This is a genomic window from Citrobacter sp. XT1-2-2, from assembly GCF_023516235.1.
Lineage (GTDB): Bacteria > Pseudomonadota > Gammaproteobacteria > Enterobacterales > Enterobacteriaceae > Citrobacter > Citrobacter werkmanii.
Genome location: NZ_CP097324.1, coordinates 2,923,237 through 2,949,611, shown reverse-complemented (window position 1 = coordinate 2,949,611; position 26,375 = coordinate 2,923,237). Strand labels below are relative to the sequence as shown.

Here is a 26,375-nt window from a genome sequence, read left to right as displayed (position 1 = left end):
TTCCTTATGTAAGATAACAATCAAACTTAATTCGTCTTTTGAGGCCAAAAAATGGATATCGATCACAGTGCTGTTGGCCATCGTCAGCTGAGTACTGCTGTATTTGGTATGATCGTCTTGACCTTAGGAATGGGAATTGGGCGTTTTTTATATACCCCTATGCTTCCCGTTATGCTTCATGAAGGGCTTTTTACCTTTTCGCAATTATCCTTAATTGCCAGCACAAACTATGCAGGTTACCTCGTCGGCAGTCTCCTTTTCTCCTTTGGTATTTTCAACGCAGTCAATAAGTTAAGAATGCTGTTACTGGCTTCAGCGTTACTCACAGCCCTGCTGATTTTTTTGATGGCACAAGTGACTCAGCCTGAAATTATTCTGTTAATCAGATTCCTTGCGGGTGTGGCAAGCGCGGGAATGATGATATTTGGTTCAATGCTGGTGCTCCAGCATACCCATAATCCTTTTGTTATCGCCTCACTGTTTTCAGGCGTAGGAATAGGCATTTTTATCGGTAATGAATATGTCATTGCTGGCGTGTCTTACGCGTTAGATTCACACTTGTTGTGGATTGGTGCTTCCATACTTTCAACGATATTTTTCGTCATCCTGGTAATTTTATTGCCGAAAGATAAGCATATGATCCCGCCGGTAAAAGCAGTCGTAAGTGCGGAACCTGAAATCCAGTGGTGGAATTTAGCCTTACTGTATGGTCTGGCCGGATTCGGCTATATCATTGTCGCTACATATTTACCGTTAATGGCCAGGGGGGTTGGCAACACCTTTTTAGCCGACCATATCTGGTCCATTGTCGGTCTTGCCGTTATTCCTGGATGCTATGGCTGGTTATGGGCCGCGCGTAAGTGGAATATATTATCCTGCCTAAGTGTTAACTTAATTGTTCAGGCGATTTGCGTAGTCATGGCCATATTTATTAACTCACCACTGCTACTAACCATTAGCTGTATTGGTTTTGGCGGCACATTCATGGGGACAAGTTCTTTGGTCATGCCGCTGGCAAGAAAAATAAGGGCACCAAAAAAGATTAACCTTCTTGGCCTCGTTACGCTGACTTATGGGGTCGGGCAGATCGTCGGTCCATTAATTGTCAGTGCCTTCCAGAGCAATAAAAATGGAATGACCTATTCCATATTATTGGGTGCAGCCTCGTTATTTATCGCAGCAGGGATTAGCTATTTACAATACAGTAAAGTTAAATATTCAGACAGTTGGAGCAAAGAATGAAAAAAATGACAGTGGCTATACTGGGTATGGGACCGCGTGGTTTAAGTATTCTGGAAAGGATTTGTGCCCTGCATACAGAGTATGCGATTAATGAACATATGCAGATCATTATTATTGATAAAAATGCCATGGGTGTGGGAGCGCATAGTTTGTCTCAGCCCGACCATTTATTAGTTAATACTGTTGCCTGTCAAATAACATTGTTTGGTGATGCGACCGTAAAAAATGCCGGCCCTTTTCGCCCGGGTCCATGTTTTCATCAATGGGCTAACAATCAGGGTTATCGCAAAGTGGGTGATCGCTATATAAAAAGCGAAACAGGTTTAGCTATTGATGCAAATGATTACTTGCCTCGTCGCTTATTGGGAGAATATTTAAATTGGGCGTATGAGAGAATACTAAAAAATCTGCCAGCCAGTCTGACGGTAACGCAAGTAAATCAGCAGGCAACTAATCTTTTTATTCAGCAAGATAAACGATCAGCCATTGTTTTAGAAGATAATCAGAGGATTGTTGCTGACTTTGTTTATCTGACAACCGGCCATGGCGACAATATGAAAACGTTGGAAGATCATTATGTCGAAAAATTTATTGCCAGCAGCAATAAGCAAAATGAACTGCTGGAATATTATTCCACGCCTTATCCGGTTGATAGGTTAAATAATATTCACTCCCGAGCTAAGGTTATCGTCCAGGGCATTGGGTTGACAGCTTATGATGTTATTTCCCAATTAACGCTGGGACGTGGTGGACGGTTTGTGACAGACAATGGGATGCTTCGCTATCACCCTAGTGGCAATGAACCTGATATTTTTATTTATTCCAGACAGGCTCTGCCTTTCAGCAGTCGCGGCATGAATCAAAAAGGTATTTCCGGTCAATACCGACCACGATTCTTAACTTCAGCCGCAATTAATGAATTTCGTGTCCAGAATTTAATCCATAATGCCACATCAAAAATAAATTTCATCGAACAAATTTTCCCGTTGCTGCATAAAGAAATGTGCTACGTCTATCGATCTACCCTGGAGGGGAAGTGGCAGGAACCCACGACATATGTTGCTGATGTGCATGATGCCGCGGTTATCGATAGCATACTTTATCCTCATCGCAATCAGGAACATGCCTCCCTGGAAGAATATAGCCAATGGTTTATTGATTTTTTACGCGATGACTTGCATGAGTCTGACAAAGGCAACGTCAAGGGCCCAGTGAAAGCGGCGACCGACATTATTCGTGACGTAAGAGATATTTTGCGAGGGGCTATCGATAATTGCGGACTTGACGCGAAATCGCATCAATACTTCATTGAGCAGATCAATCCTGTCTTTAATCGTATTGCTGTAGGTCCGCCGAAACTGCGTAATGAACAACTGTTGGCATTAATGCATGCCAACATAGTTCGTCTGGCAGGAGGAAAGGATCCCCGGTTAATGATGAATGAATATGAGGGTAAGTTCGAGGTTCATTCTGAATTTAAAGATGAGAGTAGCGTAGTGAAAGCTGATGTGTTGATAAAAGCCAAAATTGCTAACTTTTCGCCGTTGCACGACGTTTCAACGTTGATGAGGAATATGACTATCAACGGCATTGTGCGTCCCTTTATGAACGATGGTTATCATCCAGGCGGGCTGGATATTGATATCAATCAGCATCCGATTAACTGCCTTGGGGAAACGCAAGAATCGATTTGGGTGTTAGGCAATCCAGCGGAAGGGGCTAATTTTTACACTTACGTATTGCCCCGACCCCTTGTCAATTCGAGGTTCCTGGTCGATGCCGGGCGCTGTGTAACCGATATGTATCAACAATTGCACCATCGCAATGTTCAGCATGAGGTTGTCATTAATGCAGACTGAGCAAATCCAGACGCACGGTAATCTCTGGCAAAATCTGCAATCCTCAATGATTGTGATCTCATTGGGTGTTTTCCTTGCATCCTGTGTGCTTGCCGGTAAATATCCCGTGATGTCTGCTTTTGCACTCGTTGCGTCAATATTGTATATCCTGTCAACTTTTTCATTCTGGTGGAAAAAATCATCGGCAAGAAGTGGGATCCTCATTTTTATCGCTTCGATGATTTTTCTACTGACAGCAAACAAGAGTGGGGAACTTAACCTCCTCGCTGTTTTTGTACGATATTCAGACGTCATGCTCTTGCTGGTGGGGATTGCATTACTCCGGCAGGTGATGAACGCGATAAATTTTAACGCTGCGCTGGGGGCATATTTACTGCAGAAAAAACCGTCTCGAGTCACATTGTCTATAACGTTGCTGACCGCTTTTTTAACCTGGCCAATGAGCCTTGGGGCCATTCCACTCCTGCTTGATAGCCTGAAAAAAGTGGTTCAACCGAAGTTTAACCTGGCGAAGATTGTCACTCGTACGGTATGTATCACGATGGTTTTAATGCCGACGACTATTGGTGCGGCGGCGGTATGGGCAGCTATGCCGGATATCCCTCATGTTCCGGCGATGCTGGTCGGCATTCCCCTGTTTTTATTCAGTATCCTGTTAAACCAGAAATCGCGTGTCCAACTGGTTGCCGAAGATAGTCATACGGTTTCTGACCGCGGCAATATGACCTCGATTCTTGCTTTTATCGGCTTGTTTTGGGGAAGCTTTATTCTATCGTTGAGCGTGCTGGGGTTGAATCCTTTGCAGAGCATCACTTTCACGGCGGTTGTTCTTTTTATCGTCAGCCATTTTGCGAATCGCAAAAAGCAGTGGGCGCAACAACTGTCTGAATCTGCTCAGGGGATCTCCGGCGAAGTGGTATTACTCCTGGCATGTAGCCTGTTAACATCGGTATGTATGATGTTGTTTGCAAACATCCCGCAAGGCATTACAGCGTTTGTTAGCGGTCTTACAACTTTTCAGTGCTATGCCATTATTTTATTTGTTCTGCCCTTGCCTGGTATCCTCGGTATTCATCCCCTAATTATATTTAGCGTGTCGTGGTCGATTTTTTCCGACTATCTTTCCGGCAGCGTGGTGGATTATCAGATTTGGATTTGCCTTTTTATTGCTACGCAACTGCTATCTCCGGTATCGATAAACGCAATTTTTGCTGCCAACAGCCTTAATGTTTCTCCCGGCAGAACCAGTTTCCAGATGCATTATGGTTATGTTCTGCTGTTTAACCTGTTTGCGCTTAGCTACCTCGGCGCATTATCCACAATCATTTAGTTTACAGGAGTTGTTATGCCCTACGTAAATATTAAGATCACTAAAGAAGGTGTGACCGATAAACAAAAGAAACAGCTGATGGAAGGTGCGACTCAGCTACTGGTGGATGTGCTTAATAAAAACCCTGCTACAACCATTGTGGTTATTGACGAAGTCGATACCGATAACTGGGGGATTGGCGGCGTACCGGTGACCGAGTTGCGTAAAAAAAGTCAGTAATAGTGAATGTGATGGCGGGGAACGTGCGTTCCTCGCCTGATATCCGCAGTCATCGTATTTTGCCTGGATGCAGGTAATGATATTGGCCCTTGCCGGTGTCATAAGTTGAGAAAAATAACCAACATACATTATTGTCTCTTTTCTGAGGATGTCATATATGCATGCTTATCATCATATACGTTTGGGTAATACCTCGATTAATGTTAAAAAAAGCTTTGATGAGTTGCTACCTGATCCCTGGCTTAAAGCTGAAGATGGGAAATTTCGTTTTCGAAGTTATCTTCAGGCAAAAGCAGGGTGTGAAAAATATTTTAGTTTGTGCGAGGCTGGAGTTTTCTTTCAGTCTGAAAAACTTAATACGTATTCAGGTGGTATCAGCAGAAAGTATCCAGAAATAAAACAGGATGTTGCCGAAGAAATTATGAATCTGGTATTTAGCAAATTACTGCCATTGCTACCGAAGGATAACTATAACGTTGGTATTCATCAAATAAGAATTACAACACATGATCGACAGCCGGGCTATCCGGCTCCAGAAGGTATACATCAGGATGGCTTTAAGTTCATTGCCGTCTATTGCAGCGAAATGGAAAATATCGCCGGTGGCGATACTACGTTAATCCCTCATCACGACGGCGGAAATGACGCAACAACCTTCAAAATTCTGGCGGGGGAGGCGATCATTTTCAATGATGTTAATTATCTGCATTATACCGCACCTATCGTACCGCTGTTGCCCGGGAAAGGATTTCGGGATGTGTTTGTCATTACGTTTGATATCGAGAGTGAAAAATAATGAACATCTTACTGTGTCCACCCAAAATTCTTTTACAACACTCGCCAAACGCCTGGCATGAACTCCAGCAATCAACGCCGTTAGTGATAGCCACCTGCGCCAGTCAAAAAGCGGCGATCTTGCATCATATGGGGAATGATTTTACCTTTCTGTTTTATGAAAACTTTAACGATAATCCCGTGGTAGAACTGGATATTTATCATTATGCACGTTCGAACAACGCCAGCGGTATTTACTTCCTGGCTGAAATTGATGTGCTCAGGGCGGCAAGGATCAGCGATCGTTTAGGTTTAACGCAGGGGCGTGAGAATGCGGCGATCCTGTTTCGCGATAAGTTTCTGATGAAATCCCGTGTGCAGCAATATCAGTTACCGATTCCAGCAATGGCTCGAGTGGGAAATGCGACGGCAATGGCCTCATTTATTGCGCAACACGGATATCCCTGCGTGATAAAACCAAATGATGGACGTGGATCTCTGGGGGTGGTGGTTTTAAAAAATGAAGGTCAGTTATTTAAATATCTGGCGCAGATGAAATCCTCTGAATACCATAATCTGTTAATCGAGAAGTTTATTGAAGGTGAGGCTTATCAGATCAACGCGTTGTATCTGCAGGGGAAACCCATATTTATTTCCGCCTCTCGGGCCACGGTATCTTGTCTTGATTTTCTATCAGGGCAAACCTTAGGGCTGGTCATGGAAGATGATAATTCACTACATCAGAAGTTGATTGACTATACAAAATACCTTGCGAAAGAAGTCTTCCCTATTGAGAAAAACACCTTACTTCATCTTGAGGTATTTGTGGATCAGGGCGGTAATATTATTTTCGGCGAGCTTGCCTGCCGGTTAGGCGGATGTTTCGTTAATGAAGAATTAGGTGCGGCGTTTGGCCTCGATCCGCGTATGACATGGCTGAAGGCCTGTCTGAACGAAACGTATCCGCGGGATTTAGCGCAAAGAATACCTGTTATCCGGGTTGGACAACTGAATGTGCCGCCTTCTCAAGGAACCTTACAGGCTATTGCGGATAAATGTCCGTTACCTTTTGTGATCAATTATCGGGCTACAGGTGTTGTCGGACGTCATTACGATGTGATGAAACTGACGAATGGTGAGATTGTCAGTGCCATTGTTGAAGGTGAGTCCAGTCGTGAAATTGAGGAACATCTTGCGATGCTAACGCAATGGGTGATCGATAATACGCATTGGGTTAAAGATACGGTGCACTGAATATATTCATGACGGTGCCGGCGAAAACTATTGTTATCTGAACAACCGGCCTGGAGAGGTACTGGATGAGAGTATTGGCAGGTATTATCCTCTGTTTTCTCGTCGGGCAGGGATTCACTTTCTGTAACGTTCCGCTGGGCATGATGTTTGGTGCCCTTTTTACCGTGCTTATGCTCAAACGTATTGGGTTCTCCGTATCCTCAATGCCGGGGAGTATCACGGTTATCCAGCTTTCTCTCGGAATCTCGATAGGGATTATGTTCAGAGATTTTTCATATGGCGAGCATCGGCAGATAGGCCTTTTGTTTGCTTTGTTATTACTCTGCTTATCTTTACAATTTACCTTGAGTTACTTCTGGTGTGTGCGGCGGTTAGGCTGGAGTAAAGAAGAGGCGCTTTTAGGTGCGGTGCCAGGAGCGATGGCGGCGGTACTGGCGTTAGCCTCCCATATTAAGACGCCGCCACAAAAGATTGTGATCTCGCATTCTCTGCGTCTCATCACCCTGACGTTTCTGGCCGGGTATATCACGCGTGGGGCATCTGCAGATATTCTGGCTGCGACTCCAGCCGTTTTTTTCTCCGGGCACAATCTGCTCTGGCTGACCGGAATGGTATTAGCAGGATATATTGCGGGGAAGTTTCTGGAGCGCTTACATTTCCCGGCACCCTTTATGATAACCTCGCTGGTTTGCGCGGCGGCATTGCACCCTTTATCTTCACAACCACTAATTTTTCCCGATCTCTTTAATCAGATTAGCATGGTGTTGATGGGGATCTTGCTGGGGCATCATTTTACGACTTATTCGATGGCTGAATTTAGTCGTCATCTTTGGTCTTCGGTACAGCTTGTTCTGATTGGACTGGGGGTGACGATAATCATGGCATTTATCTCGGCGCGCTTGCTGGATTATCCCTTCCCGGTGTTGATGCTCTCCTGGGTTCCTGGCAGCGTAGAGTCGATGTCATTTGCCGCGCTGGCGTTAAAAGCGGATGCGAGCTTTGTTATGGCGAATCATATTATTCGTATGCTTCTCATTCATACCGTTCCAGCATTGGTTTTCTTTCGCAAAAGACAGATGAAAGTAGATTAATGTCTTCCTTGAAGAGCAAGGCATTGTTGTGGCGTTGCGGTTATTATTGCGCTTATCCGCCGCTGGCCTAAAGGTGAAGGATTGATTGCTGAAGCGTTAGATGTTGCGTCTGAAAAAATCTGGCCTTCGCGTTATCGCTGATGTCCTTCCGGCGCAGCTTGGATATGGAAGCTGCTCCGCAGAGGTTTTATTAAAATATAATATCCGGAGGTGCTCTATGTATACCACTCGTCTGAAAAAGGTGGGCGGATCCATCATGCTGGCGGTCTCTCCCGCCGTGCTGAAAACGCTGGGGCTGTCGACGGACAGCGAAGTGGGCATGACCATTGATGATGGCTGCCTGATTATTGAACCCCAGAAACGGCCCCGTTATTCGCTGCGACTAGCACAGAACTATAGATATGGCGGCCCGGAACGGCAAGCGTCTGGAACGCATACCTGACGCCGTTGTCAATGAGGTGCTTGCCAGGCTGGATGCGATTCTGTGTTAACACCAGAGACGCAAAAAAGCAAAAAGCCTGCTCGAAAGCAGGCTTTTCTGAATTTGGCTCCTCTGACTGGACTCGAACCAGTGACATACGGATTAACAGTCCGCCGTTCTACCGACTGAACTACAGAGGAATCGTGTGAACGAGGCGCATATTAGCGACACCACTCAGCGATGTCAAAGCCTGAATCGATAAATTCAATCGTTTGCCGAAATATTCCCCATTTCGCCGATTATTCAGGCGCAACAGGTTGTTTTATGCACTTTTCCTGTTGGGGACGCGGGTATTTCCATAACCAGCGGCCGGTCACCATACGCCAGTAAAATAATGCGGCGCGTACGGCCCAGTCGAAGAACATCCCTAACCAGACGCCGACTACGCCCCATCCTAAAACGATCCCCAGGGTGTAACCTACCACAACGCGACAGCCCCACATGCCCAGCATAGATACCCACATTGCGAAACGGGCATCGCGTGCGCCCTTAAACCCAGCAGGTAATACCCAGGAGGCTGCCCATATCGGCATAAATGCCGCATTGAGCCAAATCAGAATGACTATGACCTCTTTTACGTCCTGATCCTGGGTATAAAACGAGGCCATTACGCCAGCAAAAGGGGCGGTTAGCCAGGCAATGGCAGTTAAACCAATGGTCGACAGCCAGAATACATGCCGTAACTGAATTTCGGCTTGGGCAATCTGGCCGTTTCCCAAACGCCTGCCGGTGATGATTGTCGACGCAGAGCCTAAAGCATTTCCCGGTAGGTTGATGAGCGCGGCGATAGAAAATGCAATGAAGTTTCCGGCAATTACGCTGGTGCCCATCCCTGAGACAAACATCTGCGTTAACAGTTTACCGCCATTAAACAGCACTGACTCGATGCTGGCTGGAATACCGATCCCCATCACCTCCCAGATAATGGCGAGGTTGAGTGGCTTAAAATAACTTTTGAAAGTGATACGTAACGCCGGATTAAAACCAATCATCAGTACCCAAATAATAGCGATCGCACCTATGTAGCGTGAAATGGTTAGTCCGAGTCCGGCCCCCACGAATCCCAGTCCTTGCCAGGAAAAAATCCCGTAGATCAGTATACTGCTGATGACGATATTCAGAATATTCATGCCGCCATTAATCAACAGCGGTATTTTGGTATTGCCCGCACCACGTAGGGCACCACTACCGATTAACGCAATAGCTGCCGCCGGGTAGCTGAGCACAGTTAGCTCCAGATAGGTAAGTGCCAAAGCCTTAACGTCTGGCGTTGCTTCACCTGCGACAACGTCAATAATCTGTTGACCAAAATAGTGAATGACTGCAGCCAGCACGGTTGCAAAAATCGTCATGATCACCAGCGATTGTCTGGCAGCAGCTCTGGCCCTGCGACGATCTCGTTTTCCCAGGCTAAAGGCGACTACCACCGTGGTACCCAGATCGATGGCGGCGAAAAATGCCATGATAACCATATTGAAACTGTCGGCGAGACCGACACCTGCCATCGCTTCTTTTCCCAACCAGCTCACCAGGAAGGTACTCAGGACACCCATTAACAGCACACAGGTGTTTTCCAGAAAAATAGGGACCGCAAGCGGAGTGATTTCGCGCCAAAAGAGAACTTTATAACTCTTGCGTTTGGCATACCAGGGCGTGCGGGAAGCGACCTGACGTAAGGCAGCGGAGACGTTCAAAGTGGACCTTAAAGAAGAAAGTTGAAACCTCATTTCAAATGATGAGGGAGAATCCAAAAAGCTGCAAAGTTTTTTCCATTTAAAATGTCTGCAAATGCAACAAACTGTCGAGAGAAGCATCAATTGAGCGTTATTCAGGAAAATGGGGTTTGACAAAAAAAATTTCGCCGCTAAGATTAGCCTCCACAACGATTCCTCTGTAGTTCAGTCGGTAGAACGGCGGACTGTTAATCCGTATGTCACTGGTTCGAGTCCAGTCAGAGGAGCCAAATTTAAAAAGCCTGCTTAGGAAACTAAGCGGGCTTTTTTGCTTTTGTTTAGCTGCCAGGCGCAGTTACCTGGCGAGCTGCTTTTTGAGTTGAGTTATACAGTGTTGTTTTTCCACACTGAGTACCGGCGATTAGCACGCCAGTTGATTGCTCCACGTAATCCCTCTCTATGGGAGAATCATTGAGATTCTCTATAACCACTAACATTCCATACGCATACAGATGATACGGCACAAATGAAGCATCGTTTCAGTATTATGCTTAAGCGATAGCATAGGGAAATGGTTATAAGAGCGGCGCTGACCAGGGTTTTTGCTTAAAAAATCGAGGGTTAAAGTTGAAAGAGCGTGAGTAACTCGCTCATACTCTATACTCGCAGTGTTACCCGGCGTAGCATGGCATAACGCTTGGGCTGTTAATGAAAAAGGAAAACGTCGTGGCAGAAGAAACTATATTCAGCAAAATTATCCGTCGTGAAATTCCATCGGATATCGTGTACCAGGATGAACTGGTCACAGCGTTTCGTGATATTTCCCCTCAGGCACCTACGCATATTCTGATCATCCCTAATATCCTGATCCCCACCGTCAACGATGTGACGGCAGAGCATGAGCAGGCGCTGGGCCGAATGATTACCGTTGCGGCGAAAATCGCGGAGCAGGAAGGTATTGCTGCGGATGGATACCGTTTAATCATGAATACCAATCGTCACGGCGGGCAGGAGGTGTATCACATTCATATGCACCTGTTGGGTGGACGTGCGCTTGGTCCAATGCTCGCACATAAAGGTCTTTAAGCATGACCAGAGGATGCATTGCACTTTCACTGGGCTTGCTGTTGCTGGCAGGCTGTCGCTCACACCCCGAAATTCCGGTCAGTGATGAACAGTCTCTGGTGATGGAATCAACGATTCTGGCGGCGGGCATAACCGCAGAACAGCCCGTGTTAACAACATCTGATATTCAGGCCTCAGCATCCTCGCGACTCTATAACGAAAGACAAGAATCCGTCACCGTGCATTATCGGTTTTACTGGTATGACGCCAGAGGGTTGGAGATGCACCCTCTGGAAGCGCCACGCAGCGTGACTATCCCGGCTCATTCGTCGGTCACACTGTACGGCAGCGCCAATTATCTGGGGGCGCACAAGGTTAGACTTTATCTATATTTGTAAGGGGTGAATCTTGATGATCAAAATGAATCGCTACGCATTGCTTGCCGCGCTGGCGATGTTCCTTTCTGGGTGTGTGGCTCAACGTGAACCCGCGCCGGTAGAGGAAGTGAAGCCGGTACCGGAACAGCCCGCGCAGCCGCAACAGCCAGTACCAGTAGTACCAACGGTGCCAAGTATACCGCAGCAGCCGGGTCCGATCGAACACGAGGATCAAACGGCGCAGCCAACACCGCGCCAACGTCACTACGACTGGAACAGCGCAATGCAGCCGATGGTAGGTAAAATGCTGCAGGCCGATGGTGTCAAAGCGGGTGGTGTTCTGCTGGTTGATAGCGTGAATAATCGTACCAACGGCTCGTTGAACGCTGGCGAAGCGACTGAAACCTTACGTAACGCGCTGGCGAATAACGGCAAATTTACCCTGGTTTCCGCCCAACAACTGGCTGTCGCCAAGCAGCAGTTAGGTCTGTCGCCGAACGATAGCCTTGGAACGCGCAGCAAAGCGATTGGTATTGCCCGTAACGTTGGTGCGCAGTATGTGCTCTACTCCAGCGCATCTGGCAACGTCAATTCGCCGGCACTGCAAATGCAATTAATGCTGGTACAAACTGGCGAGATAATCTGGTCAGGTAAAGGTGCCGTTCAGCAACAATAACAGACTGACGCGCGATGAAGTGCTGTCGCGCTACTTTCCGCAGTATCATCCCGTCGTAGCCAGCCACCACGGCCTGAGCGGCGGGAGCTGCATTATCGAATATCAGACCCACCGTTTAGTGCTGCGCTGCCATCACGACCCCGACGCGCCGGAATCGCATTTTCTGCGCCAATATCATGCCTTAAAACACCTACCGGAAAATCTTGCGCCCCGACCTCGTTTTTATACGCGTGGCTGGATGGCAGTCGACTTTTTTCAGGGTAAGGTAGAATCCAGATTACCGGACGCCGACGAACTTGCTGACTTATTGTATTATCTGCATCAGCAACCCCGACTGGGCTGGCGAATCAGTCTGCTGCCGTTACTCGAACAGTACTGGCAGTGCGGTGATCCGGCGCGTCGTACACCACATTGGTTACGAGCGCTGAAGCGGCTAAGAAAAAGCGGCGAGCCCCGACCTTTGCGGCTGGGGCCGCTGCATATGGATGTCCACGGTGACAACATCGTGCGCGGGGCGTCAGGGTTGCGGCTGATTGACTGGGAATATGCCGGAGACGGCGATATCGCCCTCGAGCTGGCGGCGGTGTGGGTCAGTGATGAACTCCAGCACCAACAGCTGGTCAGCGCCTATGGCCGACGAGCACGCATTGAGCCAACCGTTTTGTGGCGACAGGTCAGGCGATGGCGACCCTGGGTAATCATGCTAAAAGCGGGGTGGTTTGAGTATCGCTGGCGACAAACCGGCGATCAACAATTTATCAGGCTGGCCGATGAAACCTGGCGGCAGCTAACAATGAAAGGATGAGGAGAGCAGTGTGGGCCCAGTAATGTTGGATGTCGAAGGGTATGAGCTGGACGCTGAAGAGCGAGAGATTCTGGCGCATCCGCTGGTAGGTGGGTTGATTCTCTTTACCCGAAATTATCATGACCCGGAACAGTTGCGTGAGTTAGTGCGTCAGATCCGTAGCGCGTCACGTAATCATTTGGTCGTGGCGGTTGATCAGGAAGGCGGACGCGTACAGCGTTTTCGCGAAGGTTTTACCCGCCTGCCTGCGGCGCAATCCTTTGCCGCGCTGCACGGTCTGGAAGAGGGCGGCAAACTGGCTCAGGACGCGGGGTGGCTGATGGCCAGCGAAATGATCGCCATGGATATTGATATTAGCTTTGCACCGGTTCTGGACGTGGGACATATCTGTGCAGCGATCGGCGAGCGCTCTTATCATGCCGATCCGTTGAAAGCGTTGGCGATGGCGACCCGTTTCATTGACGGTATGCATGCCGCTGGCATGAAGACCACCGGTAAACACTTCCCCGGGCATGGAGCTGTGACGGCGGATTCGCACAAAGAAACGCCAACCGATCCTCGTTCAGAAGCAGAGATTCGTGCGAAGGATATGTCCGTGTTCCGGACGTTAATTACGGAAAACAAACTCGATGCCATTATGCCTGCGCACGTTATCTACAGCGATGTTGATCCGCGTCCGGCGAGTGGTTCGCCTCACTGGTTGAAGACGGTACTGCGTCAGGAGCTTGGCTTCGACGGCGTTATTTTCTCCGACGATCTGTCGATGGAAGGTGCGGCGATTATGGGAAGCTACGCCGAGCGTGGGCAGGCATCGCTGGATGCTGGTTGCGATATGATCCTGGTCTGCAATAATCGTAAGGGAGCGGTCAGTGTGTTAGATAATCTGTCGCCGATCAATGCAGAACGTGTTACACGTTTGTATCATAAAGGTTCATTTTCACGTCAGGAACTGATGGACTCGACACGCTGGAAGACGGTAAGCGCCCAGCTCAACCAGCTTCATGAGCGCTGGCAGGAAGAGAAAGCAGGTCATTAACGCACGTTTGGCGAGGATGCGATGATTATCTATTTACACGGTTTTGACTCTAATAGTCCGGGCAACCACGAGAAGGTGTTGCAGCTGCAATTTATCGACCCGGATGTCAGGCTGATTAGCTACAGTACACGGCATCCTAAACATGATATGCAGCATCTGCTGAAAGAAGTGGACAAAATGTTGCAGCTTAATGTGGACGACCGTCCGCTGATTTGTGGCGTCGGGCTGGGGGGATATTGGGCAGAACGCATTGGTTTCCTGTGTGATATTCGTCAGGTGGTATTTAATCCTAACCTGTTCCCATATGAGAATATGGAAGGGAAAATCGACAGACCTGAAGAGTATGCTGACATTGCGACAAAATGCGTGACCAATTTTCGTGAAAAGAACCGCGATCGCTGCCTGGTGATCCTCTCTCGCCATGATGAAGCTCTGAACAGTCAGCGCTCGTCAGAAGAGCTGCATCATTTTTATGAGATCGTCTGGGACGAAGAGCAGACGCATAAGTTTAAAAATATCTCCCCGCATTTGCAGCGCATTAAGGCGTTCAAGACGTTAGGTTAAGCCTGATGAGCGTCTAAAAAACCAGCTTTCGGGCTGGTTTTTTTTGTCCTTAACCTTCCGGTTGTCTATCTTTTCAGCATCAAAACTTGATGCACATCAATTTTGGTATGACCAATGCACCGTTCGTGTTATTCTCACTCTCGAAGGACATTTTCATTATCGTAACTTGTTGTTAATTAAAGGCTATGCCAGTAACTTTTAATTAACAATTGGTTAATAAATTTGAGGGGGTCACGTTGACTACACCATTGAAAAGGATCGTGATTGTCGGCGGCGGTGCTGGCGGACTGGAAATGGCGACGCAGCTGGGTAAAAAGCTGGGGCGTAAGAAAAAGGCCAAAATTACGCTGGTGGACAGAAACCACAGCCATTTATGGAAACCGTTACTGCATGAAGTGGCGACCGGTTCTCTGGATGAAGGTGTTGATGCGCTGAGCTATCTGGCGCATGCCCGTAACCATGGCTTCCAGTTCCAGTTGGGCTCGGTGGTTGATATCGATCGCGAAGCGAAGACCATTACTATCGCTGAGCTGCGCGATGAGAAGGGCGATCTGCTGGTTCCTGAGCGTAAAGTGCCGTATGACACGCTGGTGATGGCGCTGGGCAGTACGTCCAACGATTTCAACACGCCGGGCGTCAAAGAGAACTGTATTTTCCTTGATAACCCGCATCAGGCGCGTCGTTTCCACCAGGAGATGCTGAATCTGTTCCTCAAGTATTCCGCGAATCTGGGCGTTAACGGTAAAGTGAATATTGCCATTGTCGGCGGCGGCGCGACGGGGGTTGAACTCTCCGCGGAACTGCACAATGCGGTTAAACAGCTGCACAGTTATGGCTACAAAGGACTGACCAATGACGCGCTGAACGTTACGTTGGTTGAAGCCGGTGAGCGTATCCTGCCGGCATTGCCGCCGCGGATTTCCAGCGCCGCGCACAATGAATTAACCAAACTGGGCGTACGCGTACTGACGCAGACGATGGTTACCAGCGCTGACGAAGGCGGGTTGCATACCAAAGATGGCGAATACATTGAGGCTGACCTGATGGTGTGGGCCGCAGGGATCAAAGCGCCAGACTTTATGAAGGATATTGGCGGTCTGGAAACGAACCGGATTAACCAACTGGTGGTTGAGCCGACGCTGCAAAGCACACGCGATCCTGACGTGTATGCGATTGGCGACTGCGCTTCCTGCGCGCGTCCGGAAGGTGGATTTGTGCCGCCGCGCGCTCAGGCTGCGCACCAGATGGCGACCTGCGCGATGAACAATATCCTGGCGCAGATGAACGGCAAGCCGTTGAAAGCGTATCAGTACAAAGATCACGGTTCTCTGGTCTCGCTTTCTAACTTCTCTACCGTCGGTAGCCTGATGGGCAACCTCACGCGCGGTTCAATGATGGTAGAAGGCCGTATTGCGCGCTTTGTCTACATCTCACTGTATCGTATGCATCAGATTGCGCTGCATGGTTACTTCAAAACCGGCCTGATGATGCTGGTCGGCAGTATTAACCGGGTGATTCGTCCGCGTCTGAAACTGCATTAATATTGACCTCAGGCGTCGGACAATTTCACGCATCCGACGCCTTCCTTCAGAGTTCTCTGAATCATCTCGCTTTATCCCTGCCTTCCGCTATTTTCATCCGTAATCTGATTGGCATTCCTTACCTTCTGTTGCAAAGTTGTTGCTAATAGCAAAAAAGGAGGAAGTCCCGTGAATAAATCAATGTTGGCGGGTATAGGGATTGGCGTAGCTGCTGCGCTGGGTGTTGCAGCGGTGGCCAGTCTTAACGTTTTCGAGCGTGGCCCACAGTATGCACAAGTTGTCTCTGCAACACCGATTAAAGAATCGGTAAAAACGCCACGTCAGGAGTGTCGGAACGTGACGGTCACGCACCGCAAGCCGGTGCAAGATGAAAACCGTATCGCGGGTTCTGTGCTGGGTGCCGTAGCTGGCGGTGTTATCGGCCATCAGTTTGGTGGCGGACGCGGTAAAGATATTGCCACCGTGGCGGGTGCATTAGGCGGCGGCTATGCCGGTAACCAGATCCAGGGTTCGATGCAAGAAAACGATACGTACACCACCACGCAGCAGCGCTGTAAAACGGTGTATGACAAATCAGAAAAAATGCTGGGCTACGACGTGACGTACAAAATTGGCGATCAGCAGGGGAAAATTCGTATGGATAAGGACCCCGGCGCGCAAATTCCGTTGGATAACAACGGACAGTTGGTACTGAATAACAAAGCGTAAAATAGCATTATCCTGAACATTAGCCCCCCATTCGCTCAGGCTGGGGGGCTTTTTTTATCAGAAGGTTAAGGCGTAGTTCAGACCAAAGGTACGACCCCGGCCCTTGTATTCATACAGTGACGGGCTGCCATAAGTTGGGCTGTACAGCAGTGGCGCACGCTGTCCCCATAGCGTGGTGTACTCTTCATTCAGCAGGTTTTCCACACTGAAGGTCAGCTTACCTAACGGGAGCTGGTAGCTGCCGATAAAGTCCATGGTGTTATAGCCGTCCAGCTTATTGCCGCTGGCGTCACTCAGATCAAATGTTTGCTGGCTCTGTACACGCAGCGACCACGGTTCAGGCGCCCAGCCGACCCATGCGGTTGCTTTAGATGGTGAAGCCAGAGTGACATCCCATTTCTGCCATTTACCGTTTTGTTTCACTTCGGATTTAATGACGTTGAAGTTGCCGCCCAGACTCCAGTCAGTATCGGCGATGAAATAATCTACCGCACCTTCCAGACCATAAATCCGACGATCGTCGGGCTGTACGTTTATGGTCATATCACTGCGGTTGATAACGATCGATTTATCCGAAGTGGAGTAATAAGCAGCCAGTTGCGTACGCAGGTTATCGCCCGTGTAACGCCATCCCAGCTCGTACGAGTTAACTTTAATCCCTTCCAGGCGAGAATCCGCCACGTTGACGCTGCGCAGAAGTTGATAATGATCGCCAACCAGAGAATAGGTACCGTTACCGTAATATTTCCCCGGATCCGGAAGCTCAACGCCTTGAGAGAAGTTAAACCAGGTTTGCTGGCGCTCAGTCAGGTGGGCGAGGATCCCGGCGTTAAACAGGAAGTTATCGTAATCGGTTTTGCCGCCCGGAATGGTATCGGCGGAGTTTGCAAGGCCCGTCGCGATTCCCTGCTGTTGGGCATAGCCAACGAAATCATCAACCCTGTTTTCGGTCCATTGATAGCGTACGCCGCCACTGAGAGTGAAGATATCGTTTATGTCATAGCTGTTTTGCAGGAAAGGCGCGAAGTTGGTGATGCTGTAACCAGGATAACGCCCGGTAGTATAAGCGGTACGGTTGTCCATGCCACCGGAGGGCAGAGAGTAAGCCAGATCGAAGAATTTCTGATTGGAATCGAAGGTTTCATGATCCGCATCGATACCCCACGTCAGTTCCCAGTCATCCATCACCTGGCTGTTGAGAGTGATTTTGGCACCGAACTGGTCGGTATCCTGCTGTGAGGCGGAGAAACTGGTGACCTTGCCTTTGCTCAGCGTAGGGAAGGGGTAGAATTTTAGCGATTCGTCGCGGTAATAGATTTGACTGACCAGGTTCTGACCAAAGAAATCTGCATCGGAATACTGCAGACTGATCAGATGGCGCTCGGTGCCGGGAATACGATCGGAGTTCAGTCCGCTGCTGGTATAAGCTTTACCGTTTCCGGTCACGGCGGACATGTTCTCGCCGAGATCCAGCCCGTAATCTTCATCCCCCTGACTCTTGTAGTACTGGGTAACCAGTTGTAATTGACGGTTATCATCCAGCTCAATCGTCCCGGTGCCCATCACGTCCAGACGATCGGAATGCTGCAGGCCGGTTTGGGTGTTATCCAGCAGCAGAGCATCGTGGTTGCCGTCATACCAACCGCCAAACCGTTGATACGCGACGGACATACGACCGGATGCACGATCGGTTCCTCCACTCACCGCGGCGGCGACGCGTTCGTCATGATCGTTACTGTTATTAAACCCGCTTTTACTGCCCAGTTCGAGTTCGACTTCACGCTCAGGCTGACCTTTTTTGGTGACGATGTTGATCAAACCGCCGGTACTTCCTCCGCCATACAAGGATGTTGCGCCTGAGATGACTTCAATATGAGCAATGTTAAACGGGTCAATGGAGTCAAGTTGACGGCTGTCGGTACGGGAGGAATTCAGACGGACACCGTCTATCAATACTACGATGGCGCGACCGCGCATGTTCATGCCGTAATTGGTTCGTCCCTGACTGCTGACATCAATTCCGGGGATTAACTGAGCAAGAACATCCTTGAACTCTTTACCACCCTGAACTTGCTGTTCAATTTCGCTTCCTTCAATAACCCAGGTCGTTTGCGCCATTTCTGCCACGGTGCGTTGGCTGCGGTTAGCGCTGACGATGAGATTCTCTTCCTCCGCTGCGATAGCCGGTAGGGTTAAGGATAATAAGAGCGGATTGAGCACCCAGAGACGCTTATGCATTTGTATTCCTTTTAAAAAAGTCGGTCTGTTTTTGTTATTGCGGTAGAGAAACCGATAGTTACATTGGGAAACAGGTGTTAAAACAAATGCGAATATTGCTGATAATAATTGTCGTTATCAATACATTTTTTAAAAAAGATCTGCTAATGCGATGAAAACAATAAGGAATGAAGGGTTATTGGTACAAAAAACCGAGGGCTTTTAGCCCCCGGCGGTGTCATCTGTTCGTGGAAGAGAGAGGAGAGAGTTAAGCTTTGATGAGTTCAGGCCACAGCCGCAGGGTGGTGTGTGCGATCTGCATCAGTTTCTCAAATGACGCGCCTTCACGGGCGCTAATCGACATACCCTGTAAAATGCAGTTCAGGTATTCGGCCAGCTTTTGCACGTCGCAGTGGGCCGGAATTTCGTCACGCTGCTGGCGCTGACGAAGGAACTGGGTAAGCGTCTGTTCCTGCATCGCATGGCGTGATTTCACCGTGTGGGCGATCTCGCGGGAAGAGGCCGCCAGCGTCGCGGACGTATTAATCATAAAACATCCTGCCGGAGTATCTTTACTGGTAAAGCAGGTCGCTATGGCGGTGAAATAGTCTTCCAGTGCTGACTGAAGGCTTTTTTCTTCGCAAAACAGCTGAGCTTCGTGTTTCGCCGCGAAGCGAGTTATATAGCGGTCCAGCACGGCACGAAACAACCCTTCCTTGTTGGTAAACTCCGCATACAGCGTGGGCGCTTTCGCACCCGTTGCTTCCACGAGATCGGCGAGCGATGTCGCTTCATATCCGTGCTGCCAGAAGAGTGTCATGGCCTTATCAAGCGCGGCTTCCCTGTCGAACACTTTTGGTCGGCCACGGCTTTTTTTTGCACAACCTGTCGTTTCAGTTGTCATGGCGCCGATGTACCTTTGTTGGGTTTATTGAATAATCATTATAAAAATATTCCCCCCCACACTCCAGCGGATTAGCGATAAAAATAATTTATAGCTATTAGCATGAAAAATAAGGTCTTTATCTTTTATATAATGATCATTATAAAAAAACATTGACGTGTGACCTGGATCACATCTATGATTTACCTATCGATCGTTAAGTTAATCATTACGACACCCATTCATCTGCAAAAGGTCACTATTATGAAAAACGTAAAAACTCTGTTTGTTGCTGCTGTTCTTAGCTCACTGTCATTTGCCAGCTTCGCCGCTGTTGAAGTTCAGGCCACGCCTGCAGGTCAACAGAAAGTTGGTACTATCTCTGCAAATGCGGGGACGAACTTAGGTTCTCTGGAAGATCAACTGGCGCAGAAAGCGGATGAGATGGGCGCGAAGTCTTTCCGTATTACTTCCGTTACCGGTCCTAACACCCTTCACGGGACTGCCGTTATCTACAAATAAGATTTAACCCATCGCAATGCCACTGCGAGTTAAATAAAAAACCCCCGCGGAATAAAATCCAGCGGGGGTTTTTTTTATGGGTAATGTTTACATCGGTTGTTGAGCCACGTCGTGATGACGGGTGACATCGACCGGCATGCCTGAGCGAATCTCCATCGCATGTTCCATGACGGCAGGGTCCGTTTGCGCCGCATTCTTAAAGGTCTGCATTGCGGCGTTCAACACGATCGGCAGCAGTTGCGGGTCATCATTGATCTTTTCTGACAGCGGCTGGTGCACTTCCACCAGCCGCATGCCGTTAGGTTCGACTGAGGCTTTGATCGGCGTGTTAATGATATTGACTTTGGTTCCTGGCTTCACTTGACGGAACAGGGTTTCAATATCACCGTCGCGCAGACGAATACAACCGGAACTGACACGCATACCGATACCAAAGTCAGCATTGGTGCCGTGCAGCAGATAAACACCGCCGTATGCGGCTAAGCGAATTGCGTGATGGCCCATCGGGTTATCTGGCCCGGCAGGGACAACGGCAGGAAGATCGATGCCGTTTGCTTTATAGCGCGCGCGGATATTTGCCGTAGGCGTCCAGGTGGGATTAGCGCGTTTATCGGAAATGGTGGTTACCATGGTGGGCGTCAGCGTATCACCACCTAACTGGCCAATGCCAATAGGATATACGGTCACCGAATTTGTCCCCGGCTGGTAATAATAAAGACGCAATTCGGCGAGGTTGATGACAATACCTTCGCGCGGTGCATCCGGTAACAGGGTTTGCAATGGGATAGTCAAAACGCTGCCAGGGCGAGGCACGAAAGGATCAACGCCGGGGTTGGCCTGCAGCAGCGCTAAAAAGCCGACGTTGTATTTTTTCGCAATAGCTTCGAGAGAACCGCCATTGTCTTCGACAACGTGAACGGCATTCTGTCCCACCAGACGGCTTCCCGGCGGCGGCAGCGGCCAGGTGTTTGCCTGAGCCGGAAATGCTAACGCGAAGGTCGCTGCAAGCGTAAAAAACGCTAACCAGCGAGAGAGTCGTTTATTGTTTAACATCACCATAAATCCATTGTTTTTACGTGGTTTTTATTATGTAAAAGTAAACAAGAATTATGGCCGTTTGCTGTGTCGGGAAGTGCAGGGAAGTGCAAAGAGTTTGTAAATTCACAGGCCGGGAGCGTTATGTGCGCTCCCGGCCTGCTCACTATGCTACGGCGTTTTCTTCAAGTTGGCGCATAAACTGGCGTACCCAGTCGATTCGCGTTTTACGCTCGCTCAGATCCTGCATAAATTTCAGCCGGGTTGGACCGTCCAGACGGAAGTGCTGCGGCTGTTTTTGCAGTAAACCAATCAGCCACACCGGGTTAACGTGGTTTTTCTCTGCAAACTCAATCGTGCCGCCTTTTTCATTGCCTTCAAGCTTTCTGATGCCCAGTTTCTGCGCCTGTTGGCGTAACCGGGCAATATCCAGCAACGTACGGGCCGGGTCGGGCAGCAGACCAAAACGGTCTATCAGCTCGACCTTAATTTCTTCCAACTCGTTTTCGCCTTTCGCACTGGCAATACGTTTGTAGAACGACAGTCGCGTGTTGACATCGGGAATATAGTCATCCGGCAGCAGTGACGGCATGCGCAGTTCAACTTCGGTTTGCTGGCTGGTGAGATCTTCCAGCGACGGTTCGCGTCCCTCTTTGAGCGCATCGACAGCATTTTCCAGCAGCTCCATATACAGTGAGAAGCCGATGCTTTCCATGGAACCACTCTGATCTTCACCCAGCAGTTCCCCCGCGCCGCGAATTTCAAGGTCGTGGGTCGCCAGCGCAAAGCCAGCGCCCAAATCTTCCAGCGAGGCGATGGCTTCCAGGCGCTTTTGCGCGTCGGTGGTCATCGCTTTTGGATGCGGCGTCAGCAGCCAGGCGTACGCCTGATGGTGTGAACGTCCCACACGGCCGCGCAACTGGTGTAATTGCGCCAAACCAAAGTGATCGGCGCGTTCGATGATAATGGTGTTGGCGGTCGGGATGTCGATCCCGGTTTCGATAATAGTGGTACATACCAGAACGTTAAAGCGCTGATGGTGGAAATCGTTCATCACGCGTTCCAGTTCGCGCTCGCGCATTTGACCATGGCCGATACCAATACGCGCTTCCGGCACCAGTTCCGCTAATCTGTCAGCGGTTTTCTGGATATTTTCGACGTCGTTAAACAGATAATAAACTTGCCCCCCGCGCAGAACTTCACGCAGGATAGCCTCGCGAACCACCAGATTGTCATATTCACGCACAAAGGTTTTCACCGCCAGACGACGGGCAGGAGGCGTGGCGATGATCGACAGATCGCGCATGCCGCTCATCGCCATATTGAGCGTACGCGGAATAGGCGTTGCCGTCAGCGTCAGGATATCGACATCCGCGCGCATTGCTTTGATGCGCTCTTTATGACGAACGCCAAAACGGTGCTCTTCATCGACAATCAACAGACCCAGATCTTTTAGCTTCACGTCCGCTTGCAGCAGTTTGTGGGTGCCGATGAGAATATCGATTTTCCCTTCGGCCACCTGCTCCAGAATCTGCGCTTGCTCTTTGGCGCTACGGAAACGGGACAGCATTTCAATACGTACCGGCCAGTTGGCAAAGCGATCACGGAAGTTGTCGAAGTGCTGCTGAGCGAGCAGGGTAGTCGGAACCAGCACGGCCACCTGCTTGTGGTTCTCTACGGCGAGGAAGGCGGCGCGCATCGCGACTTCGGTTTTACCAAAGCCGACGTCGCCGCACACCAGACGATCCATGGCCAGCGGCTGGCACATATCGCTGAGCACCGCGTTGATCGCCTGCGCCTGATCGGGCGTAGTTTCAAACGGGAAACTGTCGCAAAACAGTTGGTACTGCTCACGATCATGCTTAAAGGCAAAGCCCTCTTTCGCCGCACGCTGAGCATAGATATCCAATAGTTCTGCCGCGACATCGCGTACCTTCTCAGCGGCTTTCTGACGGGCGCGAGACCAGGCATCGCCACCCAGTTTATGTAGCGGCGCATTTTCTTCCGCGCCGCCAGCGTAACGGCTGATCAGGTGCAACGATGACACAGGCACGTACAGTTTGGCGTCGTTGGCGTAGGTGAGCATCAGGTACTCGCCGGTGATACCGCCCGCTTCCAGCGTGGTCATCCCGGCATAACGGCCAACGCCGTGCTCCAGGTGCACCACCGGTTGACCGGGATGCAGTTCGGCGAGGTTACGAATTAACGTATCAGGATTGATGGTGCGACGAGAATCCTGGCGGCGGCGCGCCACGCGCTCCCCGAGCAGATCGCTTTCGCAAATCAGCGCCAGGTTGCGTTTGCTATCAATGAAGCCGTGTTCGGCTGCGCCAATCATCAGATAGCGACCATTGTCGACGGCTTCGTCGAGACGCAATATGCGCTTCGGCGCGATTTTGATACGGGCGAGCAGTTCGCCAAGCGCTTCGCGGCGACCTTCGCTTTCAACGGAGAAAATCACCGGACCGGTGAAGCCTTCAAGGAATTTACGTAACGCATCTAACGGCGCTTTTTGCTGCGCCTGAACCGCGATATCTGGCAACTTCTGGAAGCCGAGGTTAGTATTCGCGGCTTTGTTCGCCAGAGTCTCAGTTTTCAGTTGAACACGGGGCCAGCGTTTAAGTTCGGAGAACAGCTCATCTACGCGCAGCCACAGCGAGTGCGGCGGCAGAAGCGGGCGCATCGGATCAACACCCCGGTTCTCAAAACGCGACAGGGTATCAGCCTGGAAGCGCTCCGCACTGGTCTCTATATCGCCGGTATTTACCAATAACGTATTGGCGGGGAAATAGCTGAACAGGGGGGGCAGCGGCTCGCTGAAAAACAATGGCTGCCAGTATTCGATCCCGGCAGGTAACGTGCCTTTGCTGACCTGCTGGTAAATATGTTCGGCGTCGCGTTTAACTTCAAAGGTATCGCGCCACTGGCTGCGGAACAGCTCAATCGCCGTTTTATCGGTCGGGAATTCATGCGCGGGCAGCAAATTAATGGCGTCGACTTCTTCCAGTGTGCGCTGGGTGTCGGTATCAAACAGACGCAGGCTGTCGATTTCGTCATCAAAGAAATCCAGTCGATAAGGTAATTCGCTGCCCATGGGGAACAGATCCAACAACGCGCCGCGCGTGGCGTATTCGCCGTGCTCCATCACCTGATCAACATGGCGGTAGCCCGCGCTGTCCAGTTGTTCGCGCAGGGCGTCGCGCGAAAGCCGCTGACCTTTTTTCATCACCAGCGCATGACCATGCAGATAGCTGTGCGGACAGACGCGCTGCATCAGCGTGTTCACTGGCACAATCAGTACACCGCGCTGCATCGCGGGGAGTTGATACAGCGTGGAAAGCCGCGAGGAGATAATCTCCTGATGAGGGGAAAAGCTATCGTAGGGCAGCGTTTCCCAGTCCGCCAGGTTCATTACCATCTGGTCGGTAAACTGACGAATTTCATCGTGCAGTCGCAGGGCATTTTGCATGTCCGGCGCGATCAGTACGACAGGACCCGCATGACGTTCAGCAATTTCAGCGACCAGCGTCGCGCAAGCTGCGCCGGTCAGTTCGCCTAACTGGCGCTGGTCGGAAGCGCTGGCCGGGAGCGTGTAACGATGTTGTTCAGGCATTCGGTTGTCAGGATCTCGTTTAGATATACATCTGATAAGCAATGTTCTTTATTATCCGTGATCGTTTCTCATAAGCAAATTGATTCGCCCCCTGATGGGGGCAAAAAGCGCGTTAAAATTAGCGCGAGGCCGTCGATAAAGACGGTGGAGAAAAGAGCAAGTCGGCAACGGTTTTTTGCGAAATCTTACGCACCAGCAAGCCAAACAGAGTGCACAACAGCAGGCAGGCGAAGGGATAAACCAGCAGCAGGAGCAACTCGCCGTACGCAGGCCAGGCGGCATGATTGATTTTGGGGATTAGCGTTAAGCTGAACAGCTCAACCAAAATACGGTGGGTGGTATAGATGGCGATAGTATTGGATCCAATCACGCTTAACGGGCTGGATGCGCGCATACCAAAGCGCTGCTCGAACTGATAAAACAGCTTCATGATTAGTACAATAGACAGGAGGGAAAGCAGTAGCGAAATATTTGCCAGCCACGCGACCACGGCGGCGACTACGCTAACCATAAATATGAGCGTATGGCGGCGCAGAGGAACCTCTTTGATCCATACCATCAGCGTTGCGCCAAACCAGGCGCCGAGGCTGTACCAGGGCAGGTTGCGAATCACGCTGTTCATTCCCCACCACGGCGTGGGGAAAAAATTGATCGCCACGCTCAGCACGACAAACAGCGCCAACAGCGGTAATGCCCAGCGGTTGAACATCTTACACAGCACAAAATAGACAATCAGCGCATACAGATACCACAAGCTGGTGCTGGCGGTCAGCATCCCGTGGGTAAAGCCAGCGATTGAACCGGCATACGCGGCGTTGGCGGCATGACTCAGATCGCGTTGCGGAGCCAACCAGTCATTGAGCGAGACTAACGCCAGCCATTGCACGACTCCCCATAGCACCAGTACCCAGGCAATACTCCAGATCCGTTTATCCACACAGGTTGTCCAGGGAACGCTATCGATGTAGCGGCGGATCAAATAGCCTGAAATAAAGAAAAATACCGGCATACGAAACGGCGCCAGGTACAGATTGAGGTAAATCCAGCATTTGCTCAGCATCTCTGAAAGCGGATACTGAAAGGTGGTGAGGTGTGGGTAAAACGTAATGACTGAGTGATATATTACCACCAGACAAATGCATAACCCTTTGATTTGATTAATCCATAATTCTTTTTTATTCATTGAGACAGCGTACCCATGTTGTTTGCTATAGCCTGCCATCCTGCGCAACCCGCTGTACGCTGTAATGCGTAACTGTCTGCATTTTGTTTTTTTTAGGATAAAGATCAGGGACCCGGACTGAAGGGGGAGGGGTAACTACAGCGGATTGATTTATCTATCCTTTTAGGAATAGTGCTGACGAACACTTACGGTTCAGTCATTTACCCATTCCGCTTTCGCTTATATAC

23 protein-coding genes, 2 tRNA genes and 1 pseudogene are annotated in these 26,375 nt (G+C 49.7%); 19 read left to right on the top strand and 7 right to left on the bottom strand.

Features of this window, described 5'->3' with window-relative positions; all coding sequences use genetic code 11:
- The first annotated feature begins 51 nt into the window (after window positions 1–51).
- The 9 genes and pseudogenes from M4I31_RS14110 to M4I31_RS14070 all read left to right on the top strand — a co-directional run bounded on the left by M4I31_RS14110 (window position 52) and on the right by M4I31_RS14070 (window position 8,211).
- Window positions 52–1,242: an MFS transporter gene (locus M4I31_RS14110; RefSeq protein ID WP_085048516.1), complete on the top strand. Its 1,191-nt coding sequence runs from the start codon at window positions 52–54 to the stop codon at window positions 1,240–1,242.
- Entirely contained in the window at window positions 1,239–3,101 is a 1,863-nt protein-coding gene (locus M4I31_RS14105) for an FAD/NAD(P)-binding protein (RefSeq protein WP_085048515.1), read from the top strand. The genes M4I31_RS14110 and M4I31_RS14105 overlap by 4 nt, the downstream gene beginning before the upstream one ends.
- Window positions 3,091–4,431, top strand: a complete 1,341-nt coding sequence (locus M4I31_RS14100) for a hypothetical protein (protein ID WP_038639799.1) — start codon at window positions 3,091–3,093, stop codon at window positions 4,429–4,431. The genes M4I31_RS14105 and M4I31_RS14100 overlap by 11 nt, the downstream gene beginning before the upstream one ends.
- 15 nt (window positions 4,432–4,446) lie before the next feature.
- The gene (locus tag M4I31_RS14095) at window positions 4,447–4,650 is read left to right on the top strand and encodes a 2-hydroxymuconate tautomerase family protein (RefSeq protein WP_038639801.1); all 204 of its coding nucleotides are present in this window, start codon (window positions 4,447–4,449) and stop codon (window positions 4,648–4,650) included.
- A gap of 157 nt (window positions 4,651–4,807) precedes the next feature.
- Entirely contained in the window at window positions 4,808–5,446 is a 639-nt protein-coding gene (locus M4I31_RS14090; RefSeq protein ID WP_085048514.1) for a 2OG-Fe dioxygenase family protein, read from the top strand.
- On the top strand, window positions 5,446–6,678 hold the full coding sequence (locus M4I31_RS14085; protein ID WP_085048513.1) for an acetyl-CoA carboxylase biotin carboxylase subunit family protein: 1,233 nt from the start codon (window positions 5,446–5,448) through the stop codon (window positions 6,676–6,678). Before M4I31_RS14090 ends, M4I31_RS14085 begins: the two co-directional genes overlap by 1 nt.
- A 65-nt stretch (window positions 6,679–6,743) precedes the next feature.
- Window positions 6,744–7,769, top strand: a complete 1,026-nt coding sequence (locus M4I31_RS14080) for an AbrB family transcriptional regulator (RefSeq protein ID WP_085048512.1) — start codon at window positions 6,744–6,746, stop codon at window positions 7,767–7,769.
- Between the two features lie 48 nt (window positions 7,770–7,817).
- Window positions 7,818–7,910 (top strand): annotated as a pseudogene (locus M4I31_RS14075) (helix-turn-helix domain-containing protein); the annotation flags it as partial.
- 76 nt (window positions 7,911–7,986) lie between these two features.
- Window positions 7,987–8,211, top strand: coding sequence for a hypothetical protein (locus M4I31_RS14070; protein ID WP_085048511.1), 225 nt, complete (start codon window positions 7,987–7,989; stop codon window positions 8,209–8,211).
- A gap of 103 nt (window positions 8,212–8,314) precedes the next feature.
- On the opposite strand, the gene M4I31_RS14065 is transcribed toward M4I31_RS14070, so the two are convergent.
- Together M4I31_RS14065 and M4I31_RS14060 are read right to left on the bottom strand one after the other, a co-directional pair.
- Window positions 8,315–8,390, bottom strand: a tRNA-Asn gene (locus M4I31_RS14065).
- Between the two features lie 99 nt (window positions 8,391–8,489).
- Window positions 8,490–9,977 carry an EmmdR/YeeO family multidrug/toxin efflux MATE transporter gene (locus M4I31_RS14060; protein ID WP_286516864.1) on the bottom strand — a complete coding sequence of 496 codons (1,488 nt, stop codon included), beginning with the start codon at window positions 9,975–9,977 and terminating at the stop codon, window positions 8,490–8,492.
- 160 nt (window positions 9,978–10,137) lie between these two features.
- On the opposite strand from M4I31_RS14060, the gene M4I31_RS14055 reads away from it, so the two are divergent.
- From M4I31_RS14055 to M4I31_RS14015, 9 genes are all read left to right on the top strand, one after another.
- Window positions 10,138–10,213: transfer RNA gene (locus M4I31_RS14055), tRNA-Asn, on the top strand.
- A 436-nt stretch (window positions 10,214–10,649) separates the two neighbouring features.
- Window positions 10,650–11,009 carry a purine nucleoside phosphoramidase gene (gene hinT / locus M4I31_RS14050; RefSeq protein ID WP_003030826.1) on the top strand — a complete coding sequence of 120 codons (360 nt, stop codon included), beginning with the start codon at window positions 10,650–10,652 and terminating at the stop codon, window positions 11,007–11,009.
- Window positions 11,010–11,011: 2 nt separating this feature from the next.
- Entirely contained in the window at window positions 11,012–11,386 is a 375-nt protein-coding gene (locus M4I31_RS14045; protein WP_038639814.1) for a YcfL family protein, read from the top strand.
- A 13-nt stretch (window positions 11,387–11,399) separates the two neighbouring features.
- Window positions 11,400–12,041 carry a penicillin-binding protein activator LpoB gene (lpoB, locus tag M4I31_RS14040; RefSeq protein WP_038639817.1) on the top strand — a complete coding sequence of 214 codons (642 nt, stop codon included), beginning with the start codon at window positions 11,400–11,402 and terminating at the stop codon, window positions 12,039–12,041.
- Window positions 12,022–12,846 (top strand): thiamine kinase, encoded by an 825-nt coding sequence (thiK, locus tag M4I31_RS14035; protein ID WP_069323338.1) that lies wholly within the window; start codon window positions 12,022–12,024, stop codon window positions 12,844–12,846. The genes lpoB and thiK overlap by 20 nt, the downstream gene beginning before the upstream one ends.
- A 10-nt stretch (window positions 12,847–12,856) precedes the next feature.
- The gene (gene nagZ, locus M4I31_RS14030) at window positions 12,857–13,882 is read left to right on the top strand and encodes a beta-N-acetylhexosaminidase (RefSeq protein ID WP_038639824.1); all 1,026 of its coding nucleotides are present in this window, start codon (window positions 12,857–12,859) and stop codon (window positions 13,880–13,882) included.
- Between the two features lie 21 nt (window positions 13,883–13,903).
- On the top strand, window positions 13,904–14,446 hold the full coding sequence (gene ycfP / locus M4I31_RS14025) for an alpha/beta hydrolase YcfP (protein WP_003030817.1): 543 nt from the start codon (window positions 13,904–13,906) through the stop codon (window positions 14,444–14,446).
- A 236-nt stretch (window positions 14,447–14,682) separates the two neighbouring features.
- The gene (ndh, locus tag M4I31_RS14020; protein ID WP_038639829.1) at window positions 14,683–15,987 is read left to right on the top strand and encodes an NADH-quinone dehydrogenase; all 1,305 of its coding nucleotides are present in this window, start codon (window positions 14,683–14,685) and stop codon (window positions 15,985–15,987) included.
- Window positions 15,988–16,155: 168 nt separating this feature from the next.
- Window positions 16,156–16,695, top strand: coding sequence for a glycine zipper 2TM domain-containing protein (locus tag M4I31_RS14015; RefSeq protein ID WP_003030814.1), 540 nt, complete (start codon window positions 16,156–16,158; stop codon window positions 16,693–16,695).
- Window positions 16,696–16,752: 57 nt separating this feature from the next.
- Here M4I31_RS14015 and M4I31_RS14010 read toward each other — a convergent pair whose 3' ends face one another.
- Both M4I31_RS14010 and comR read right to left on the bottom strand, forming a co-directional pair.
- Entirely contained in the window at window positions 16,753–18,933 is a 2,181-nt protein-coding gene (locus tag M4I31_RS14010; protein WP_038639832.1) for a TonB-dependent siderophore receptor, read from the bottom strand.
- Window positions 18,934–19,180: 247 nt separating this feature from the next.
- On the bottom strand, window positions 19,181–19,816 hold the full coding sequence (gene comR / locus M4I31_RS14005) for a TetR family copper-responsive transcriptional repressor ComR (RefSeq protein WP_038639835.1): 636 nt from the start codon (window positions 19,814–19,816) through the stop codon (window positions 19,181–19,183).
- A 243-nt stretch (window positions 19,817–20,059) separates the two neighbouring features.
- Here comR and bhsA point away from each other — a divergent pair, with 243 nt between their 5' ends.
- Window positions 20,060–20,317 (top strand): multiple stress resistance protein BhsA, encoded by a 258-nt coding sequence (gene bhsA, locus M4I31_RS14000; protein ID WP_029139491.1) that lies wholly within the window; start codon window positions 20,060–20,062, stop codon window positions 20,315–20,317.
- An 87-nt stretch (window positions 20,318–20,404) separates the two neighbouring features.
- Here the strand turns inward: bhsA and M4I31_RS13995 are convergent, their stop codons facing one another.
- The 3 genes from M4I31_RS13995 to M4I31_RS13985 form a co-directional block, all read right to left on the bottom strand.
- Entirely contained in the window at window positions 20,405–21,370 is a 966-nt protein-coding gene (locus M4I31_RS13995) for a L,D-transpeptidase family protein (RefSeq protein WP_085048509.1), read from the bottom strand.
- Window positions 21,371–21,518: 148 nt separating this feature from the next.
- Window positions 21,519–24,965, bottom strand: coding sequence for a transcription-repair coupling factor (gene mfd / locus M4I31_RS13990; RefSeq protein WP_085048508.1), 3,447 nt, complete (start codon window positions 24,963–24,965; stop codon window positions 21,519–21,521).
- Between the two features lie 118 nt (window positions 24,966–25,083).
- A complete protein-coding gene (locus M4I31_RS13985; protein ID WP_085048507.1) occupies window positions 25,084–26,148 on the bottom strand; it encodes an acyltransferase family protein in 1,065 nt (354 codons plus the stop codon).
- Window positions 26,149–26,375 lie beyond the last annotated feature (227 nt).

What these genes read in the sequence shown, in the direction of transcription:
- lpoB (WP_038639817.1), top strand. Translation starts at nt 11,400, where the DNA reads ATGATCAAAATGAATCGCTACGCATTGCTTGCCGCGCTGGCGATGTTC.
- M4I31_RS14060 (WP_286516864.1), bottom strand. Translation starts at nt 9,977, where the DNA reads ATGAGGTTTCAACTTTCTTCTTTAAGGTCCACTTTGAACGTCTCCGCT.
- M4I31_RS14085 (WP_085048513.1), top strand. Translation starts at nt 5,446, where the DNA reads ATGAACATCTTACTGTGTCCACCCAAAATTCTTTTACAACACTCGCCA.
- mfd (WP_085048508.1), bottom strand. Translation starts at nt 24,965, where the DNA reads ATGCCTGAACAACATCGTTACACGCTCCCGGCCAGCGCTTCCGACCAG.
- M4I31_RS14110 (WP_085048516.1), top strand. Translation starts at nt 52, where the DNA reads ATGGATATCGATCACAGTGCTGTTGGCCATCGTCAGCTGAGTACTGCT.
- M4I31_RS13995 (WP_085048509.1), bottom strand. Translation starts at nt 21,370, where the DNA reads ATGTTAAACAATAAACGACTCTCTCGCTGGTTAGCGTTTTTTACGCTT.
- M4I31_RS14070 (WP_085048511.1), top strand. Translation starts at nt 7,987, where the DNA reads ATGTATACCACTCGTCTGAAAAAGGTGGGCGGATCCATCATGCTGGCG.
- M4I31_RS14100 (WP_038639799.1), top strand. Translation starts at nt 3,091, where the DNA reads ATGCAGACTGAGCAAATCCAGACGCACGGTAATCTCTGGCAAAATCTG.
- M4I31_RS14105 (WP_085048515.1), top strand. Translation starts at nt 1,239, where the DNA reads ATGAAAAAAATGACAGTGGCTATACTGGGTATGGGACCGCGTGGTTTA.
- bhsA (WP_029139491.1), top strand. Translation starts at nt 20,060, where the DNA reads ATGAAAAACGTAAAAACTCTGTTTGTTGCTGCTGTTCTTAGCTCACTG.
- M4I31_RS13985 (WP_085048507.1), bottom strand. Translation starts at nt 26,148, where the DNA reads ATGAATAAAAAAGAATTATGGATTAATCAAATCAAAGGGTTATGCATT.
- comR (WP_038639835.1), bottom strand. Translation starts at nt 19,816, where the DNA reads ATGACAACTGAAACGACAGGTTGTGCAAAAAAAAGCCGTGGCCGACCA.
- M4I31_RS14080 (WP_085048512.1), top strand. Translation starts at nt 6,744, where the DNA reads ATGAGAGTATTGGCAGGTATTATCCTCTGTTTTCTCGTCGGGCAGGGA.
- M4I31_RS14045 (WP_038639814.1), top strand. Translation starts at nt 11,012, where the DNA reads ATGACCAGAGGATGCATTGCACTTTCACTGGGCTTGCTGTTGCTGGCA.
- ycfP (WP_003030817.1), top strand. Translation starts at nt 13,904, where the DNA reads ATGATTATCTATTTACACGGTTTTGACTCTAATAGTCCGGGCAACCAC.
- M4I31_RS14090 (WP_085048514.1), top strand. Translation starts at nt 4,808, where the DNA reads ATGCATGCTTATCATCATATACGTTTGGGTAATACCTCGATTAATGTT.
- M4I31_RS14095 (WP_038639801.1), top strand. Translation starts at nt 4,447, where the DNA reads ATGCCCTACGTAAATATTAAGATCACTAAAGAAGGTGTGACCGATAAA.
- M4I31_RS14010 (WP_038639832.1), bottom strand. Translation starts at nt 18,933, where the DNA reads ATGCATAAGCGTCTCTGGGTGCTCAATCCGCTCTTATTATCCTTAACC.